Below are 18,590 nucleotides of genomic sequence, written 5' to 3'. Positions count from 1 at the left end.
ATCAGGTATGATATATAAAGATAAAGACCCGGCATTTGCCGGGTCTTTTAATGGAGAAAAAGGGAACTTTTACTGTAATCTTTAAAAACCAACAAAGAATGAGGCAAAGAACGATGATACAAACCACCTCTTTAAAACAAAAAGCAATACAATTCTTTCATATTTTATTTCCAATTCTGGTTACACAGATTGCTTTGTCAGCGATAACCTTCTTTGATACAAACATGTCAGGTAAGTTTGGTACAGCCGATCTGGCAGGTGTGGCGATAGGAACCAGTCTCTGGATTCCAATTCAAACGGGCTTAAGTGGAATCCTTATGGGAATTACCCCCATCGTCTCTCAGCTCATCGGAAGCAAAAAAGAAAAGGATGTAGCCTATCAAGTCACACAGGGAATCTGGTTATCACTGATCGTCTCTGTAATTGTCTTACTAATCGGGAGCTTCGCCTTGTCACCTATCCTTAATTTTATGAATCTGGAGCCGACTGTAAGAGATGTTGCATTTCGTTTCCTAAGTGCGATCTCCTTTGGAATTATCCCGCTGTTTGGATATACAGTTCTCCGTAGTTGTATAGACGCTCTGGGACAAACACGAGTGTCCATGTTGATCACACTCATAGCCCTACCCGTGAATGTTGGTTTGAACTACTTACTAATCTTCGGAAAATTCGGGTTTCCTCGACTTGGTGGTATTGGAGCTGGAGTGGCATCAGCTATCACCTACTGGGTAATTTTTTCGGTTGCCCTGCTGTTCATTTATCGAGTAGAACCCTTTGCAAGCCTTAGAATCTTCCGAAAGTTCTACTTTATATCGCTAAAAAGCTTCAAAGATCTACTGAAGATCGGTGTACCTATTGGCTTCTCGATTTTTTTTGAAACCGCAGTGTTCTCCGCTGTAACCTTGTTGATGAGTCGGTTCGATACTGTAACGATTGCAGCTCATCAAGCAGCCATTAATTTTGCAACTACGTTATATATGATTCCGCTCAGTATCTGTATGAGCCTTACCATTCTCGTCGGCTTCGAGACTGGATCCGGCAGGCAAAAGGATGCCCGTCAATATGCTATTATGGGAATTGGACTTGCGGCTATCCTCTCCCTGGCAACTGCACTCCTGCTCTTATTTGCCGGCCATCATGTAGCTGGTTTATACACTGATGAACCTGATGTCATTTCATTAATTCAGCATTTCTTAATCTATGCGATCTTTTTCCAGATTTCCGATGCGATTGCAACACCTACACAAGGAGCACTTCGTGGCTATAAGGATGTTAATCCAGCCTTCATTATTTGCTTTATAGCTTATTGGGTTATAGGGCTTCCTACAGGCTATGTACTTGCTACTTATACGGATCTAGGAGCTTATGGTTATTGGATCGGCTTGATCACCGGCCTTGCGATTGGGGCTACATTACTCTTGACTCGGCTTGTTAAAGTTCAACGCCGTTATGCCACACAATATGCAGACGCTCAAGCACATCACTAATAATCAAAAGAATACAAAAAAGGAACAGTGCGAAATTCGCAGCTGTTCCTTTTTTGTGTGTTAATTATTGTGAAAGACGGGATGCAAGCTCGTACAACTCCACGTCAAAGTCTTTCTTCGTATTCACTACAAGATCGATATCTGTAAGGGTTAGTTCTCCCTTGATGATACCGCAACCTTTATCAGACTCACCTTCAATTAGTTTACGAACGGCAAAGTCACCAAGACGGCTAGCAAGGTTCCGGTCTCCAGGTGTTGGTGTTCCTCCCCGCTGAATATGTCCAAGTACAGTAACCCGTGCATCCAGAGAAGCATGACGATCTTTCAACGCTTGGGCCACATCTTCGCCTTTACCCACACCTTCTGCAACGATGACGATACTGTGACGTTTACCTCTGACAAAGTTGTCGCGCATACGATCCGCAACTTCATTCAAGTCATATGGCATTTCTGGCACGAGAATTGTTTCTGCTCCAGAAGCCAGACCTGCATGTAGCGCGATATCTCCACAATGACGTCCCATAACTTCTACAATGGAAGAACGCTCATGGGAGGACATCGTGTCACGCAGCTTGTTAATAGCATCTACAACGACACCAACTGCTGTATCAAACCCAATGGTGTAATCCGTGTAGGAAATATCATTATCAATTGTTCCCGGTAATGCCATCGTCTTAATACCGAGTTTACTTAGTTTATTAGCACCTTTATAAGAACCATCTCCACCTATAACCACTAGGCCATCGATGCCCATTTCATTAAGAATATCTGCACCCTTTTGCTGACCTTCTGGTTTTGTGAACTCCAGACATCTTGCAGATTGCAGAATGGTTCCCCCACGTTGAATAATGTCACCAACACTGCGAAGATCCATAGGGAAGATATCGCGATTCAGAAGACCTTGATATCCACGTTGAACTCCAAAAACTTCAATGCCATAATAAAGTGCGCTTCTTACAACCGCACGAACAGCGGCGTTCATACCTTGTGAATCTCCACCACTAGTCAGTACTGCAATTTTTTTGATTTTTGACATTCTGTTGTTCCTCCTTAAAGTTGTGCAATGCCCCATCTGTTGTATAGATGAAGCTTCGCAGCCTTGTTACAAAAAACGATTGCGTATCCAGCGGCTATTAGCGAAGAAGAACAGCCTTGTAAGCGGACTTCCTCTCATCAGGCTTTTAGACACAGTGCGAACTTCCCGCTGTTCGCTAACTTTCGGATCAGATAAATAAAGTGCCAGCAATCCCTCAATCACCATACGATGCATAGATGATTCCGGAAGTTCACGTACATCCTTACGGGCCCACTCAACCATGGAAGCGATCCGACTTAACATGGTATCCGTGTCGTCATAATAATTGCAGAAATTAAGATCGCCGCCTGCTCGGTCCTCTTCCTGATCAATCAAATAATCCAGCATAATGTGCAATCCACAAACATGTGGAAAATATGCAGCTCGAATCGATTCCGAAGAAGACTTACTTAGCTTCGGATCACATGCAGATAGAAAAAGCATGAATACGCCTAAAGTAGAGCCCGTTGCAGCTGCAAACTCGTTCCAATGCAGATGCGGAGCACGGCTACCCTGCTGCTCCCACCATTCCTTCAGGGCTGTTTCCCTGAGTTCCGGGCGGATATGCTTATATACCTGCAAATCTGTATACAGCACAGCCAAATCACGAATCTCCGCTGCAGCAGCGGAATAACCTGGCAGCAAAGAGATCATCTCCTGGCATTTTCGAACTAGCCTATACAAGTACCCGCCGTCATTCTGTTCATCGCGAAGCGCATAATAATTGACAGGTTCAGCGTTTGGATCAATGGCATCCAGCATAGATTGATGCAGCAGCCTGAAATCTGCAGGATCAAGCGAAGTACTGCGATCACATAAGTTATCTAGATAATCACTGATAGTTTGATAAGCAACAATAAGCGGAATAAGTATATGTCTCATCGATAAATTGCCGGCGGCATAAATACCTCCACCTATGCAGTGAAACTCCTTTGTTTCAATGCTGGCAAGTGCTTGCTTCCGGAGCTCGGGATCGGGAATCCCATTCGCATCTTGGCGCCAGAAGTCCAGACTTTCTCTCACTTCTGGCAGCACGTACTTATAGACCCTGTTCATAAGCCCAATAGGGCCACGCGGGCTAAGGTAACGGCCTTGCTCTAATTCACTCAATGATAGTGCCTCCACATTGTTGTCTCCTTATCCAAATCACCACTTATTATAATATGATCAGACGTATTTGTACAAACAACAAAATCACTTTCGTAAAATTATGAAAGATTCAGAAATAACGCAATTCAAGAATAAAACACATAACCCTCCATTGCTTTATGCTATACTAGCCATATTTCAATCTCAGAGGAGTGCACTTTCATGTTTTCAAAACGGACCGGAAGCCCTTACAGTGATCAGAATTGGCTTCGTTCCTTTCTTTTTACGATTTATGGCACTAGCGTTCTTGTAGTATCCTACTTTCCTTTATTCTACACACATTTAGGGTTTAGCAGTTCTCAGGTGGGCTACTTGTATTCTCTCGGTCCCCTCATCTCCATCCTATCCAATCTCTTCTGGAGTATGATGAGCGATAAGCTAGGTACCATTCGAAAAATCATGTTTATTTTACTCGCGGGGCAATTAGTTACCGGACTTCTATTAGCCAGAGCGACCGAATTTTCTTCCGTTATGCTTATTTTGTCCTTTTTCTACTTCTTCTATTACCCAGTTTTTCCGCTTGCTGATACAATGGCCATCAAAATTGCGGAGCGACACGGACGAAACTTCATTACAATTCGTGTATTTGGCTCATTAGGCTATTCTTTCTTTGCTTTAACTGTCGGTTATGCGCTTAGAGCTTTAGGTGCTACTTGGAGTCTTACCTTATGTATTATTATCATTATAATCGCACTTCTAATTACAATTGGCCTAAAGGATGTCAAAAAAACTGTTCCAGAGCTCCCCAATCAGAAAGCTGTTACTACCAAACCAGGCAAGAAAGAGCATGGGCTTAAAGATATTCTTTTGCGAAAAGAAGTGCTGTGGTTCTTCGGATGTGTCTTTGTACTCGCACTGGGCCATAGAATGAACGAAGCTTTTCTCACCATCAGTTTAAAGAACCTGGGCGCTGGTGAGGAAGTGATCGGTTGGGCATTACTTGCCTCGGCACTAAGTGAAATCCCTGTATTATTTATACTCGGCAAATACGGCGACAAATTTAAAGAACTGCCCTTATTAATTTTAGCCAGTCTCATGTATGCCCTTCGCTTTCTACTAATGGCGCTCGCCGATCACCCAGGCTCTATAATCGCGATTCAAGCCTTGCATAGCCTGACATTTGGCGTCTTTTTTGTAACATGTGTCCGTTATATCACTCGGATTATTCCTGATCGTCTCCGAGCAACCGGTCTTGCAATCTACACAGTTGTTTGGTCAAGTGCAGCTGGACTTCTAAGTGGTACATTTGGTGGAATGATCTATCAGGAAGCTGGACGCTTCACCTTCTATATGGTAGCGGTTGGCTTCAGCCTTCTTGCTTTTGTAGGCTTTTTAGGACAGCATTTATTGGATACCCATCGAGATTCAATGCGCTATTTCAAGAATAAGAACAAAAAAGCTTCCCTATAATAGAACACTTCTGATACTCAAAAATATTAAAAGGTCTTTGCTATCCCTTCACTTGGGAATGCAAAGACCTTTCATTTAAATTGATGTCTATTAGACGTAAAAAAACACAGTTCCCGAAAGAACTGTGTTCTATAGTTGGTAACCACTCTTGCAAGGGCTTGCCAAGTAAATTATATATTTATAGCAGACAGCTTAACTGTCTTTGCCGTTTCTTATAATTTTACTACGTTTTCAGCTTGCGGTCCACGATTACCATCAGTGATATCGAATTCTACTTCTTGACCTTCGTCCAAAGTTTTGAATCCTTCACCTTGAATTGCTGAGAAGTGTACGAATACATCTTCGCCGCCTTCTACTTGAAGAAAACCATAACCTTTTTCTGCGTTAAACCATTTTACTGTACCTTTCAATTGAACAACCTCCTAAAAATAACCGCCATATATGGCGTATAACTATATTATACTGCAATCTTCTACTCAAATCAATCTATCTGGATCTTTAAATATGTGATTTAATTTGCTTTTCCCTTGACCAGTGCGTTATCATTGAGCCAAAAGCCAAAAATCGCCAGGGTGGTAATGATAATGATCAAAAAACATGAAATATACAAAACAGACAAATGGAATATGATGACGGTAGAAGTTCAAGGACGTTATATCGTACTTCGCGAAATCTCCGATCAATGGGGAGAAGAAACACATACTTTCCTTAGTCGTCCAGCTATGATGCAGTGGGTGAACAACCGATTCAACAAAGAATCTTATAAAGATAATGAAGAAGAGTATAAAAATATCATCGCAGCCTTCAAACAGGTATAACAGAACATGAACACAGAAAATATCGCGATTTATGTTGTCCTAGTCTTATGTCTAGGCGCAGTTCTAATTATGACCAAGGATCGTGTCCCGCCGCAGTTTAAGCGGGGCATGGCCTTAACTGCAGTCATTATGATTCTGTTCGCCTTCATCTTTGTTATTTATAGCTTATTGGCATAACTTATACTTTCATATATTTAAAGAAGACTAAATATTAATAATCAGGACTTAATAGGGCATAATAAGCCGACTCTACTTTCAAGAGGAGGATGTTATGCCTATTTCACCCAAGTCCATCCCTCTTCTACTTGTGCTCAGCTTGCTACCGGGTGATTTATCATCTACAGTATTGCCGAGGGAGATTATGCCTACTACATCTCATCATTCTAGGAGGGTTTCTATGGAAAAATTATTGAAAAGAAGCGAAGTACCTGCTGAGAATCGTTGGAAGCTTGAAGATGTGTTTGCTTCTCAGAAGGATTGGGATGCAGAATTTGCTGAAGCTAAATCCTTAATCAAAAAAGCTGCGGATTTTCAGGGTACACTAGATTCCGCGGATGCTCTAAAAAAATGTTTTGAAATGGATGACAAGCTGTCCATCCTAACTGAACGACTCTTCGTGTATGCACATATGCGTCAAGATGAAGACACAGCTAATCCTGACTCTCAAGCTTTGTCCTCCAAAGCGAAAAAGCTTGGTATTGAAGCAGGTGAAGCTTTATCTTTTGTAACCCCAGAAATTCTGGCGTTGCCAGTTGAGAAGTTGGACCAGTTCATCGCTGATCCGAACCTATCCGCTTATAAATTCACCTTAACTGAAATGAAACGTGAAAAAGCCCATGTGCTTTCTAAGGCTGAAGAAGCACTGCTAGCTCAGGTCGGAAATTTAGCTCAAGCACCTCAGAATATTTTCAGTATGCTGAACAATGCGGATCTGAAATTCCCTAAGATCAAAGATGAGGATGGCAAAGAAGTTGAGCTGACTCATGGCAACTATATCAAGTTTCTCGAAAGTAACGACCGTGAGGTTCGCCGAAATGCTTTTAAGGCAGTCTACGATACCTACCGGAAGCAGAAGAACACTATCGCAGCAACGCTTAGCGCGAATGTGAATAAAAATGTGTTCTACTCACGAATTCGCAAATATCCTTCTGTAATGGAAATGTCACTCTATGGTGATAACATTCCTAAAGAGGTTTACACCAACTTGATTGATACGATTCACGAAAGCCTTCCATTGATGCACCGTTATATGAAACTGCGTCAGAAGCTGCTGGGTGTCGATGAGTTACATATGTATGATCTGTTTGCACCGCTTGTTGATGAATATAAATTAGATATCACCTATGAAGAAGCCAAGAAAATCACTAAAGAGGGTCTCAAACCGCTCGGTGAAGATTATCTGAATGTGCTGCAAAAAGGCTACGACAACGGATGGATCGATGTGTATGAGAACGAGAATAAACGGTCCGGGGCTTACAGCTGGGGGCCATACGGTACGCATCCTTTCGTACTGCTGAACCATAATGATAATTTAAACAGTATGTTTACACTGGCACATGAGATGGGCCATGCATTACACTCGTATTTTTCGGATAACGCTCTGAATTATCGGGATGCGCAATATACGATTTTCCTAGCAGAGGTTGCTTCTACTACTAACGAGGCGCTGCTAATGGATTATTTACTCAAAAAGTCTACAGATCCTAAAGAAAAAATGTATTTGCTCACCTACTATGCTGATCAGTTCCGGACAACGATTTTCCGGCAGACGATGTTCGCTGAGTTCGAGAAAATCATTCATCAGCGTGTTGAAGAAGGTGAATCGCTTACTCCACAAGATCTTTCGAGCATCTACTATGACCTGAATGTTAAATACTATGGTAAAGAAATGGTTGTAGATCAGGATATCGAGATGGAATGGGCGCGGATTCCGCATTTCTATAACAGCTTCTATGTTTATAAATACGCAACCGGCTTCTCAGCAGCGACTAGCTTTGCCAAACAAATTCTTGAAGAAGGTAAACCTGCGGTAGATCGTTACCTCGGCTTCCTGAAGAGTGGCGGCAGTGACTACTCCATTAATATTCTGTCTAAAGCTGGTGTTGATATGTCTTCTCCTGAGCCGATTCGCGAAGCGATGAGTGTCTTCGAAGATGTTATCGCTCAAATGGAACAGTTGACCAAATAAGGCAGAGAGCTTAGTATTGCATTAATCCCTTGCCCTATTTGGGCAAGGGATTTTATTCTGTTATATCCCCTGAGGAGGAAGAATTCAATGAGAATTCAATGGTCTTTAATTGCAGGTCTAATCTTTGCGCTGCTAACAGCCATATTTGCAGTCATCAACGTGGATCCCGTTCAAGTCAATTTCGGTTTTGATGTAGTTAATATACCGCTGATCCTAGTTATTCTGGGCTGCGCGTTAATTGGTGGAATCATCGTGGGTTCTTACGGTATTTTTCGCCAGTACAAACTACAAAAACAAATTAAAAGCTTAAATGCTGAGCTAACCAAACTTCGTGATGCCGACACTTCTTTAGATTCTTTTAACACAGACAATGATGGCCTGACAGGAGGACTTAACTAATGATTACTATTCAACCAAACGAAGATTACATACTCTCAATCCTAAAAAAATTGCTGGATACACCGAGCCCCAGCGGCTTCACAGCACAAGTAATGAACCTTGTTGCCGAAGAAGCGGCAGCATTAAATGTACCGCTAAGCTGGAATGAAAAAGGCGGCGTAATTCTAACCGTCCCAGGCCTAGATCCTTCCCGTACTATCGGCATCAGCGCTCACGTGGATACACTTGGAGGCATGGTTCGCTCTATTAAATCTGATGGTACACTGCGACTGACCTCTGTTGGTGGCTTCACTATGCACAGCATCGAGAATGAATACTGTGTGATCCATACCCGCAGCGGCAGAACCTATACTGGAACCATCTTAACCAGCCATCCATCTGTTCACGTATATCCAGATGCTCGTGATTTCAAACGTTCAGAGGAGAACATGGAAGTACGGATTGATGAGCTAGTATCTAACAAAGAAGATGTACTTAAGCTAGGCATCTCCGTTGGTGATTTCATTTCCTTCGATGCACGTGCGGTGATTACACCTAGCGGGTATATTAAATCCCGACATCTGGATGACAAAGCGAGCGTTGCTGCCCTTCTTGGCCTGCTGGAAAGCATGAAGCGCGAAGGTTGGAAACCGCTCCACAACCTTTCTTTCCTCATCTCCAACTATGAGGAAGTGGGACATGGCACAGCTTGGATTCCTGGCGAGATTAATGAAATGATCGCAGTCGATATGGGCGCCATGGGCGACGATCTTAGCTGTAAAGAAACCGATGTGTCCATCTGTGCAAAAGATTCTTCCGGCCCTTATGATTATGTTATGACTGGCCGTTTGATTGAACTGGCAGAAGCACTTGCTATTCCTTATGCCGTTGATATCTATCCAATGTACGGCTCCGATGCTTCCGCTGCCCTTCGAGGCGGCAATAATATTCGTGCCGCACTGATCGGCCCAGGCGTACACGCCTCCCACTCCATGGAACGTACACATAAGCAAGCTGTAGTAAACACTGCTAAGCTTCTCGCTGCTTATGTGGGCACTAACTGAGGCAAGTACTGGCAAGTTAAAGCAGCTCTGGAGACGTAGACAATGGCTGATAGTCTCACTTCTGCTGCTCATGATAGCAGCATCAGCAATCTCGATGTTCCTGTTTTCCAGAAGCCACAAGGAAAATCCCTTTGATGGTCTTCAACACGCTTACACTTATTTAGAGACCGTGAGTCCAGAAAATGTTCAACTCTATATGATGTCACTTTCACCCGAAGATATTAAACTCAGAGCCGCTGGTGCACCCCTTCAGCAGGTGATTGCTTATGGGATTAATGGAGGCTTCTTCTATGGAGATGCACTTCTATCCATTGCTATCATGAATGATATCCCCACTAACGGTGTTAAAAAGGCGTATGGATCCGGCTGGTTTAACGCTAAATATGCGCGCGGAACCCTGGTCTGGGATGGTGCCAGTCGTAGCTTTTCCGTACAGGTCGTCTCATCGGGAGAAGAATTGAACGTTACGGATCGCCAGCATTATTTTGCGCAAGGCGGCATTAGTATGAATCTGCAGGATGAGGATCTCTGGGAAGATGTGATAGCGAAAGAACATCTTCCTTATTCGGATGAGAAACGAATGCGCTCAGGCATGCTGTATGACGATAATGGCAAGCTGTGGCTGATTGTTACGCCAACACTCTCGACGGCGGCAGAGTTCCGTTCAGCCATCCTACAGAGCGTGCCTGCTGAAGGTCTCGAAGGTATTTTTCTAGATGGTGATGGCTCCTCACAGATGAATGCTGATGAAATCATCTTACCTGGTGACTCTCGTGCCGTGGTGCAAATGATCGCGGTGGACGGAACGAAATAAAGCAAAAAGAAGCGATACTCTGGTCATAGCCCCGTCAAGTAGACAGTAAAAAAGAAGCCTTTTAAGCGGCGATCTGGTTCCGGTACTCTTCCGGAGACAGGTCGCCGAGTTTTTTCTGGAAGCGTTCCTTGTTGTAATAAAGGATGTACTCCTTAACCAAATGTTCAGCATCTTCAAGATTCTTAGGTTTCTCCAAATACAATTTTTCGGTCTTTAGGTGAGAGAAGAATGACTCTATACAAGCATTGTCGTAGCAATTCCCCCGCCGGGAGTGGCTACCGACCAAACCCTTGTCCTCTAAAACCTGGGCATACGTCCGAGTAGTGTACTGAAAGCCCTGGTCTGAGTGCAGGAGAGCCTTTGAGTCTTGGAGAGATTTCACAGTATCTACCACTAGCTTCAAGTCATTACGGACAGAGATTCTCCAAGCCACAACCTCGTTGTTGTACAGATCCATCACTACAGATAAGTAGACAAACTCGTGGCCTGTACGGATATAGGTAATATCCGTGACTAGCTTTTGCTGAAGAGCGTGGGCTGTGAATTTCTGGTTGAGTACGTTTGGAAATAAGACAGAAGGCTTACGCCCGGCAAACGGGCGTTTCTTGCGAATCACTGATTGGATGCCTAGCTCTCTCATCAACCTGCGAACTTTCTTATGGTTTACGGGAAATCCCTCTTTACGAAGCGCTGTACGCATTCGCTTATAGCCATAGGCAGGACGTAGCCGATGAATGGCTAAGATATGTTCCTTAAGGTTCGTATCCTTCTCTTGGCGTGCTTCCCGCAGGTCAGAGGTCTTTTTCCATTTGTAGTATGCAGCCCGGGACAATTCAGCCAGTTTGCACAGCCAAACAATTGGGTATCGCTCGCTCATTTCTTGAATGGATTGGCACCGGGTATTTGTATCCAACTTCCCTCCCCATGTAGATTGGGATTGAGCTTTTTTAAGTATTCGACCTGTGCCTTCAAATACGCGATTTCTTCGTCTTTACTGTCAAAATGCTTCCTTCCACCTTTTCCGCGTCGGTCCTCAAAGGTCTCCCCACTTTTAAATTTACGTATCCACCTCACCAACTGAGCATCGCTCTTGATGTCGAGTTTTTCTAGAATTTGTGAATAGCTCATATGCTCCTCTAAGTGAAGTCGAACCGCCTCGTTCTTCAATTCTTCTGAATACTTCGTAAACGTCTGCCCCTTTTTAGCCATGAAAAATCCCCTCCGTTCGACTGTGTTAAACACATGATACCATGTGCTCTTTTTTCACTGTCAACCATGAGGGGATAATACCACTCTGCTATTAGAGATCGCTTCTTTTTGTGATTTTATTCAATCCCAGACTTGCTCCAGCTTATCTGAGTAATATGAAATGGCCTTACTATAACTTCTTATTCCTTCATCCGCTGAGGTTTCAGCCAGCAATTTAAGTAACATCCCCATAGCCAGACTATGATCTCCGAGATTGTGCAAGGTCATTGCAAGGAACACCGGAAATTCCTTATTCTCTGGGTACTCTTGAATGGCCTGCTCCAATATTGCTTTGGAATTCTCATATTCTCCGAGTGTTCGGTAGGTGCTGCCCAGTCCCAATAGAGCGCCGACTCTCTGCTCCGTAGATAAGCCTAGTGTTAAGCTTTTCTCATAATAGGGTACTGCCTCGCGTTCCAGACCGAGCACATCATGCGTCCACGCTAATTGATACAGAAGTTCTGCATCATTACTATTCTGCTCATATAGCTCTAACAGCATCACTCTGGCTTCTTCAGCTTTACCTTCGTTTCGCAGGGCTACAGCTTCCACAAGTTGATTCTCCAAACTGAGCCCTCCCTTATTGTCACACATGGACAATCCGTTTTATGCTTTACCAGCGATTTTCTCTGCAAGCTCATTCAGATAGGTCCAGCGCTCCATTAGACGCTCCAGCTCGGCTTCGGCAAGCCGCTGCTCTTCCACTAACTCCTGCAGTCTCCCAGAGTCAGCAAACGCTGCTTCCATCTCCGCACTAATATCAGTCAAGCGCTGTTCTGCAAGCTCGATCTGCTCGTCAATTCCTTCATATTCACGCTGTTCCTTAAAACTGAATTTGAGTTTGGTCTTGGAAGCTGATGATGCCGCTGTGTTACTGACTGTTTCTGTAGTCTCTTTACGCTTTGCATTACCGTCATCTTTGTTCGATTCTGCATTGCGTGAAGGAACATTTTGGGCCAGCCATTCTTCATATTCCGTATAATCGCCAACATGAATCCGGATATCACCATTTTCAAAAGCAATCAGCTTATCTATAGTACGATCCAGAAAATAACGGTCATGGGAAACTGTAAAGACGACGCCCGGGAATTCATCCAGATAGTCTTCTAAAACAGCCAACGTGCCAATATCCAAGTCGTTCGTAGGCTCATCCAACAGCAATACGTTTGGTGCTCCCATCAATACACGAAGCAGATACAGGCGTCTTTTTTCGCCACCAGACAGTTTGGAAATCGGCGTCCATTGCATCGCAGGAGGGAACAAGAAGCGTTCGAGCATTTGGCCTGCGGTAATGACGCTACCATCAGCTGTACGTATGACTTCCGCTTCTTCCTTCACATATTCAATAGCTCGCATGCTGTCATCCATATCCTGATGTTCTTGCGTAAAGTAACCCAACTTAACCGTCGCACCAAGCTGAACCTCTCCCTTATCCGGCTGCAGCTTACCTGCAATCAGATTCAGAAGTGTTGATTTACCGCTACCATTTGGACCTACAATACCTACGCGATCTTGTGGTACAGCAATATAGGTCAGATCTTTAATCAACTGACGACCATCCAGCGATTTCGACAGTTCATTGATTTCAATGATTTTGCGACCCAAACGTGTGGATGCCACCGAAATATCCAGCGAACCGTTCGAACTGCTTCCTGTACTTTCTTTCAGCTTCTCAAAACGGTCGATTCTTGCCTTTTGTTTCGTTGATCGTGCTTTAGCTCCACGACGAATCCAAGCAAGCTCCGTACGAAGCAGGTTCTTACGCTTTTGCTCCGCAGAGGCTTCACGCTCTTCACGGTCGGCTTTTAGCTCTAGAAAACGGGAATAGTTGGCCTCATAACGGTATAACTTTCCTCCGTCCAGCTCTAGCATGACACTTGCGACACGCTCCAGGAAGTAACGATCATGCGTTACCATTAAGAGAGCGCCGCGCCGTTTCTGTAAATATTGCTCTAGCCAAGCCACGGAGTCCGTATCAATATGGTTCGTAGGCTCATCCAGAATAAGAAGCTCAGATGGAGTAATCAGGGCAGCCGCAAGTGCTACACGTTTCCGTTGACCACCAGACAGCGTATCCATCAGCGCATCGAATTTCACTATACCCAGCTTAGTAAGTACGCTCTTAGCTTCACTCTCCAAATGCCAAGTACCTGCTGCATCGATAGCCTGCCCAATCCGCACCAGTTTGCCTTCCAGTTCTGCATTACCTGGCTCTTTTTCAAGGCGAGACATGATCTCCATATACTCACGCATGATGGCAAGATCTGGATCATCTCCGGCGAAGACCTGTTGCAGTACTGTATTTGTCGGCTCATAAGGAGGGTTCTGTGCTAAGTACTGCACTCGAACATTATTTCCGATCGCAATTTGCCCACCATCCGGGGTATCCAGACCGGCAATAATACGTAAAAACGTTGATTTACCCGTTCCATTCACACCGATCAAACCAATTTTATCCCGATCGTCCATACCAAATGAAGCATCACTAAAAAGTACTTTCTCTCCATAACTTTTGGAAAGATGTTCCACGGTCATAATATTCATGCTATTTCCTCGCTTGCCTTATATTTTCATAAAACCGGTCGCAGCATGAAGCTGCTATTCCACCGGTCTATCATCCTGACCTAAATTCAAGTAATCCATAGCCCCTTTAATAAAAAGACCCGCAGCGAAACCAGCGCGTTTATACGCATCTTCTTCCTTAAAAGATGGATCGAACAAAATATCCATCTTCAGTCGATCCAACATCCCTATGTAGGACTGCGCCATAAGCTCAGGCTCAGACACTCCGCCCTCCAGCAATACCTTCACAACTGCCTGCATATATTCTTCCATAAAAAGTGTCATATACGCCACAAGCTCTGGGTTATTGTTCGGTGCGCGGAAAAAGAGCTTCGTGTGTCGCTTACGCTCATAATAATAGTAAAGATGATGTTTGGCGATAATTGACAGTTTACCTGCCAAAGTATCACTAGCCTTCAGCTTTTCCTGTAATTGCTGAAGGAATCCCTCACAATCCCGGCGCGTTACCGCCATGAACAATTCTTCTTTACTCTTGAAGTATAAATAAACGGTGCCCTTAGCAATTCCGGCCTGAACCGCAATTTCCGACATCTTCGTTTCGTAAAATCCACCTGAACCGAAGAGCTCATATGCGGCATCCAGAATGGCAGTATGTTTATGATTGGACGTGCTGCTCATCGGTTCCTCCTTTAAAACATCATCCCACACAATAAGGCAATAGCCCCTCCGACGATAGAGCTAATAGCATTGACTGCATCATTAGTCATCCACTTCCAGCCACGTGCGTATTCAACCTTTTTACCGCAGTGATGTGTACTTTCCACTTCGCGTCCGCAAACGGTGCAACGATTCATCAGCTGAACGGTTGCCCCTAGAATAGAATCCGTGAACGCACCCGCAAGTCCACCTGTGAGTCCTGCCAATGTAAGCAACAAGAAGGATTGATCTGGCATGCCAGATATCATCCGTAGCAGCCATGAAGATGCACCGATAAGTGCACCTCCTGCGGCGGCGGCCAGCGTACCCAGGCTTGATACGCCACCTGAGGCACCGGCAGGAAGTATTTTACCTGTCAGGACAGACCGAGGCAGCTTCTTGCTGAGTGTACCAATCTCCGTAGCCCATGTATCAGAGGTTACCGTTGCCATAACGCCGATAAATAAAAATTCCCAATGTTCCATCGGAACAATCGCATTCAATAGAACGAAAACCATCCCAAGCCCACCATTAGCAAAGACCTGCCCAGCATCTCGGCGACCTGTCTTGGCATAAGTCAGCTCAAGCTCTGCCTTATTATCATGATGAAGCTTAGACAACAGGCTTGAAGAGATGAAAAAAACCAACAATATTCCAAACCAAAAGGCATTTCCAGCACCAAAATAAATGGTCCCCATGGCTACCGCGGCAAGCATGCCGGAAAGGCTTAAGGATTGTTTCCTATAAGCCGCCCCCGCAACTAACAAAGCGCCAAGGGCGCCGATAATCCATAACATAGATTCATCTCCAACAGATGTTTTTAGCCGATCAGGCAAGTCCCCATCAGCTTGTCACCCCAGTACAATTCAAACGAATCTCCTGATACGGTAGAGCCTACACCTTCTGGTGTTCCTGTGAATATCACATCATCTTTACCCAGCCCGTAACGCGCAGCGATAAAATCGACAATTTTTTGGAGCGAAAAAATCATATTTTTAACATTACCTCGCTGAACTTCAACACCATTTTTTAAAACCGTGAAATCCGTTCCTTCCAGCTCTTCCTTGTCAGGAAACGCAATGTAAGGTGTGAGTGGAGCAGCGTTCTTAAAGCCTTTAGCCGGAGTCCAAGGCAGACCTTTCTTCTGCAGATCATTATGCACATCACGCAGTGTGAAATCCAGTCCCAGAGCCATAACATCCACCAAATCCTCCACGCTCATACCCGGTACATAATCACGCGCGATCCGTAGCACAAGTTCTCCTTCATAATGAACCTGACCTGAATCCTTTGGAAGCTGAATGACTGCTTTATCGAGGGAAACCGCCGCATGTGAGGGCTTCAAAAAAATGAGTGGCTCTACGGGGACATTATTTCCTAATTCCTCCGCATGTAGCTTGTAGTTCCGTCCAACACAATACAAATTATTAACAGCAGCGCACACAGACAATCAGCTCTCTTTCCCATCGAATTGGATTATTTATACTTTTAGAAATGTATCGCCCCAGATATCCGGACGGTTTGTACAAATCATTATATCAGAATGCATATCTGCTAAGCGACGCATCTCTTTCCCTTTGTTCACGGTCCAAGCCATAATCTTCACACCTTGCTCCGCCAAAACCTTAGCCAATCTAGGATTTAAACGCGAGAAGCTAATCGACAAAAGAGAACACTCCAGTTCATGCAGCCTTCGAGCAGGATTACCAAACCTTGAATCAAAAATTAAGCCTGTACGAAAGCGGGGGTCTATTTCCTTGATTTTTTTCAACACATCTGTGTCAAAAGAGGTCAAAATCACGTCGTCCCGCATGCCTTTAGAGGAAATAAGATCCGTCACCTTCTGTTCGATGCCAGGATACATATTGCCCACTGTTTTCAGTTCAATATTGAGACGAAGTCTACCGGAGGCTAATGAGAGCACTTCTTCCAAGGAAGGCACCCGCTCTCCCCGAAAAGAACGCCCTTTCCAGCTACCCGCATCGAGACGCCGGATATGTTCCCAATCCATATTTTTCACCTTACCATGACCATTGGTTGTACGGTCCAGTGTAAAGTCATGAATGACAACAGGAACACCGTCCTTCGAGAGCTGGACATCCAATTCCATCCAGTGTACAAAAGGCATGGCAATGGCCATCCGGATCGCTGCTAATGTATTCTCCGGAGCTTTACCGGAAAATCCCCGATGGGCAACACATAAATTGTTCATCATAAGGACCTCCCAGGAACCCTATTTTGTAACTTGAGTCACTTTGCCGTCACTGTTGATCTTAACTCGACCAGCAGATAAAGACTCTATTTTTTTCAGCAAAAGCTGTCCGTTCACCTGATTCATGGGCACGGGCTGAGCTAGCTCAGCAGTCATAGGCTTCAGCTGTAATGAACATTGACCTTTTTTACTACATTCCGCCTGAAATACAGCAGTTTCCCAAGTGGCAGGTACCGTTGATCTCGTAAAAATAAAATTACCAGTGCTGTAGGCGATCCACTTGCCTTTGTACGGCTCCACACCTTGCAATACATGTGGGTGACCACCAATGACAAGATCAGCTCCCGCATCGACAAAGCTACGTCCAAGGGTCTGCTGAGTATTATCGAACTGCTCTACCCGTTCTTTACCCCAATGGACAACTACGACAACCAAATCAGCTTTTTGTTTAGCTGCAGCAATCGCTTTAAGTCCTTCTCTACTATCATATACTGAAGCAAGCCCGGGTTTATTTTTTCCCGCCATCCAATCAGATGCAGGAATCACCCGTGTGAACCCCAGCAAGGCGATCTTAATCCCTTTACGCTCAAAATATTGCGCTGAGAATGCTTCTTTACTATTGAGTCCAGCACCAACATAAGGAATGCCTCTTTCCGAGAGATGACTCAGCGTGTCTCTCAGGCCTTCCTCCCCTTGATCAAGCGTGTGATTGTTCGCCATATTTACTGCATCCACTCCGGCTGCTTTAAGAGCATCTAGTGCTTTGGGCGAGCCTTTGAATACGTATTGCTTATTAGCGGCGCCAACCCCACCCGTGGTCACAGGAGTCTCCAGATTCACAATCGTAAGATCATCCTTCTTGAACATTCCATCGAGCGCGGCATACGAATAGTCGTAACCTTTCTTTTCGAGCAATTCCCCGGCTTTCCCCGAAAAAATAACATCTCCACCAAAATTCAAGGTCACTGTATTGCCAGAAGCCTGGTCATCTGATGGAAGTCCAGACACAGAACCACCATCTGCGACTTGGGAGCTACCTTCATCTGGCGAAGGGGTCTCAGTTGGTACAGGCGCCTGTGTTTCAACATTTTCTTCTCTCTTTGGCTCTGGTGTAGGTGTAGCTTCCGGGGTTACCGTTGGAGAAGGGATGGGAGACTCCGTGGCTTCAGGCGTTGCAGTCACTATAGGTGCTGTCTCCTGAGCAGTACTATCCGGCGTAGGCGAAGCCGTCATTTGCGCCACTGGAGGTGGCTCAGAACTTCCCTTGAATCTGTCATCCATAAAACTATAGCTGAGCGCCACAATAATCAACAGAAGTAGACCTGCATTGACCCACATCCAGGCCGTTCTGCGCTTACGTTTGCTCTTATGTTTGTTCTTCTGTCTAGAACGCGATCGCGGCGGATACATTGTTTCTATGATCTCCTCTACTCTCAAATTGGTTCTATTATAGCATACCTAGCACCTGTCCCTCCAAATACGAGAGTCCATTAAAATAGTATAATCTAATTTTCAAACAAAAACGGTG

At 44.6% G+C, this 18,590-nt stretch carries 19 protein-coding genes; 8 read left to right on the top strand and 11 right to left on the bottom strand.

Features of this window, described 5'->3' with window-relative positions; translation table 11 throughout:
- Window positions 1–113: 113 nt before the first annotated feature.
- Entirely contained in the window at window positions 114–1,487 is a 1,374-nt protein-coding gene (locus tag NST34_RS10065) for an MATE family efflux transporter (protein ID WP_341127675.1), read from the top strand.
- 64 nt (window positions 1,488–1,551) lie between these two features.
- On the opposite strand, the gene pfkA is transcribed toward NST34_RS10065, so the two are convergent.
- Both pfkA and NST34_RS10055 read right to left on the bottom strand, forming a co-directional pair.
- Window positions 1,552–2,523, bottom strand: a complete 972-nt coding sequence (gene pfkA, locus NST34_RS10060) for a 6-phosphofructokinase (RefSeq protein WP_042126307.1) — start codon at window positions 2,521–2,523, stop codon at window positions 1,552–1,554.
- Window positions 2,524–2,589: 66 nt separating this feature from the next.
- Window positions 2,590–3,672 carry a tetraprenyl-beta-curcumene synthase family protein gene (locus NST34_RS10055; protein WP_042193615.1) on the bottom strand — a complete coding sequence of 361 codons (1,083 nt, stop codon included), beginning with the start codon at window positions 3,670–3,672 and terminating at the stop codon, window positions 2,590–2,592.
- A gap of 201 nt (window positions 3,673–3,873) precedes the next feature.
- Here NST34_RS10055 and NST34_RS10050 point away from each other — a divergent pair, with 201 nt between their 5' ends.
- Entirely contained in the window at window positions 3,874–5,121 is a 1,248-nt protein-coding gene (locus NST34_RS10050) for an MFS transporter (RefSeq protein WP_076283175.1), read from the top strand.
- 212 nt (window positions 5,122–5,333) lie between these two features.
- Here NST34_RS10050 and NST34_RS10045 read toward each other — a convergent pair whose 3' ends face one another.
- On the bottom strand, window positions 5,334–5,531 hold the full coding sequence (locus NST34_RS10045) for a cold shock domain-containing protein (RefSeq protein WP_042126303.1): 198 nt from the start codon (window positions 5,529–5,531) through the stop codon (window positions 5,334–5,336).
- A gap of 174 nt (window positions 5,532–5,705) precedes the next feature.
- Between NST34_RS10045 and NST34_RS10040 the strand changes: the two genes are divergently transcribed.
- The 6 genes from NST34_RS10040 (at window position 5,706) to NST34_RS10015 (ending at window position 10,383) form a co-directional block, all read left to right on the top strand.
- Window positions 5,706–5,939 carry a hypothetical protein gene (locus NST34_RS10040; protein ID WP_036689271.1) on the top strand — a complete coding sequence of 78 codons (234 nt, stop codon included), beginning with the start codon at window positions 5,706–5,708 and terminating at the stop codon, window positions 5,937–5,939.
- Window positions 5,940–5,945: 6 nt separating this feature from the next.
- Window positions 5,946–6,116, top strand: coding sequence for a hypothetical protein (locus NST34_RS10035; RefSeq protein ID WP_167348490.1), 171 nt, complete (start codon window positions 5,946–5,948; stop codon window positions 6,114–6,116).
- Between the two features lie 220 nt (window positions 6,117–6,336).
- Window positions 6,337–8,127, top strand: coding sequence for an oligoendopeptidase F (pepF, locus tag NST34_RS10030; RefSeq protein WP_042186822.1), 1,791 nt, complete (start codon window positions 6,337–6,339; stop codon window positions 8,125–8,127).
- Between the two features lie 87 nt (window positions 8,128–8,214).
- Window positions 8,215–8,526, top strand: coding sequence for a LapA family protein (locus tag NST34_RS10025; RefSeq protein ID WP_042186819.1), 312 nt, complete (start codon window positions 8,215–8,217; stop codon window positions 8,524–8,526).
- A 2-nt stretch (window positions 8,527–8,528) separates the two neighbouring features.
- A complete protein-coding gene (locus NST34_RS10020) occupies window positions 8,529–9,569 on the top strand; it encodes a M42 family metallopeptidase (protein ID WP_042193612.1) in 1,041 nt (346 codons plus the stop codon).
- Window positions 9,553–10,383, top strand: a complete 831-nt coding sequence (locus NST34_RS10015; protein ID WP_341127674.1) for a hypothetical protein — start codon at window positions 9,553–9,555, stop codon at window positions 10,381–10,383. The genes NST34_RS10020 and NST34_RS10015 overlap by 17 nt, the downstream gene beginning before the upstream one ends.
- 61 nt (window positions 10,384–10,444) lie before the next feature.
- Here NST34_RS10015 and NST34_RS10010 read toward each other — a convergent pair.
- From NST34_RS10010 to NST34_RS09975, 8 genes are all read right to left on the bottom strand, one after another.
- Window positions 10,445–11,592, bottom strand: a protein-coding gene (locus NST34_RS10010) for an IS3 family transposase (RefSeq protein ID WP_445667654.1) whose coding sequence is annotated in 2 segments (ribosomal slippage) — window positions 10,445–11,334 and window positions 11,334–11,592 — 1,149 coding nt in all. Because the reading frame shifts where the segments join, the coding sequence is not laid out codon by codon here.
- A gap of 120 nt (window positions 11,593–11,712) precedes the next feature.
- Window positions 11,713–12,225 (bottom strand): tetratricopeptide repeat protein, encoded by a 513-nt coding sequence (locus NST34_RS10005; RefSeq protein ID WP_076283177.1) that lies wholly within the window; start codon window positions 12,223–12,225, stop codon window positions 11,713–11,715.
- A 12-nt stretch (window positions 12,226–12,237) separates the two neighbouring features.
- Window positions 12,238–14,175 carry an ABC-F family ATP-binding cassette domain-containing protein gene (locus NST34_RS10000; protein WP_341127673.1) on the bottom strand — a complete coding sequence of 646 codons (1,938 nt, stop codon included), beginning with the start codon at window positions 14,173–14,175 and terminating at the stop codon, window positions 12,238–12,240.
- 54 nt (window positions 14,176–14,229) lie between these two features.
- The gene (locus tag NST34_RS09995) at window positions 14,230–14,832 is read right to left on the bottom strand and encodes a TetR/AcrR family transcriptional regulator (RefSeq protein WP_076283179.1); all 603 of its coding nucleotides are present in this window, start codon (window positions 14,830–14,832) and stop codon (window positions 14,230–14,232) included.
- An 11-nt stretch (window positions 14,833–14,843) separates the two neighbouring features.
- Entirely contained in the window at window positions 14,844–15,647 is an 804-nt protein-coding gene (locus NST34_RS09990) for a DUF92 domain-containing protein (RefSeq protein ID WP_076298545.1), read from the bottom strand.
- Window positions 15,648–15,670: 23 nt separating this feature from the next.
- On the bottom strand, window positions 15,671–16,294 hold the full coding sequence (locus NST34_RS09985; protein WP_042186808.1) for a fumarylacetoacetate hydrolase family protein: 624 nt from the start codon (window positions 16,292–16,294) through the stop codon (window positions 15,671–15,673).
- Between the two features lie 36 nt (window positions 16,295–16,330).
- Window positions 16,331–17,062: a glycerophosphodiester phosphodiesterase gene (locus NST34_RS09980; protein ID WP_405176714.1), complete on the bottom strand. Its 732-nt coding sequence runs from the start codon at window positions 17,060–17,062 to the stop codon at window positions 16,331–16,333.
- Window positions 17,063–17,083: 21 nt separating this feature from the next.
- The gene (locus NST34_RS09975) at window positions 17,084–18,499 is read right to left on the bottom strand and encodes a CapA family protein (protein ID WP_341127672.1); all 1,416 of its coding nucleotides are present in this window, start codon (window positions 18,497–18,499) and stop codon (window positions 17,084–17,086) included.
- Window positions 18,500–18,590 lie beyond the last annotated feature (91 nt).

The sequence above is a fragment of the Paenibacillus sp. FSL H7-0714 genome (assembly GCF_038003765.1).
Lineage (GTDB): Bacteria > Bacillota > Bacilli > Paenibacillales > Paenibacillaceae > Paenibacillus_AQ.
Note: the sequence above shows the minus strand (reverse complement) of the source record. Positions and strands in the feature narration are given on the sequence as shown.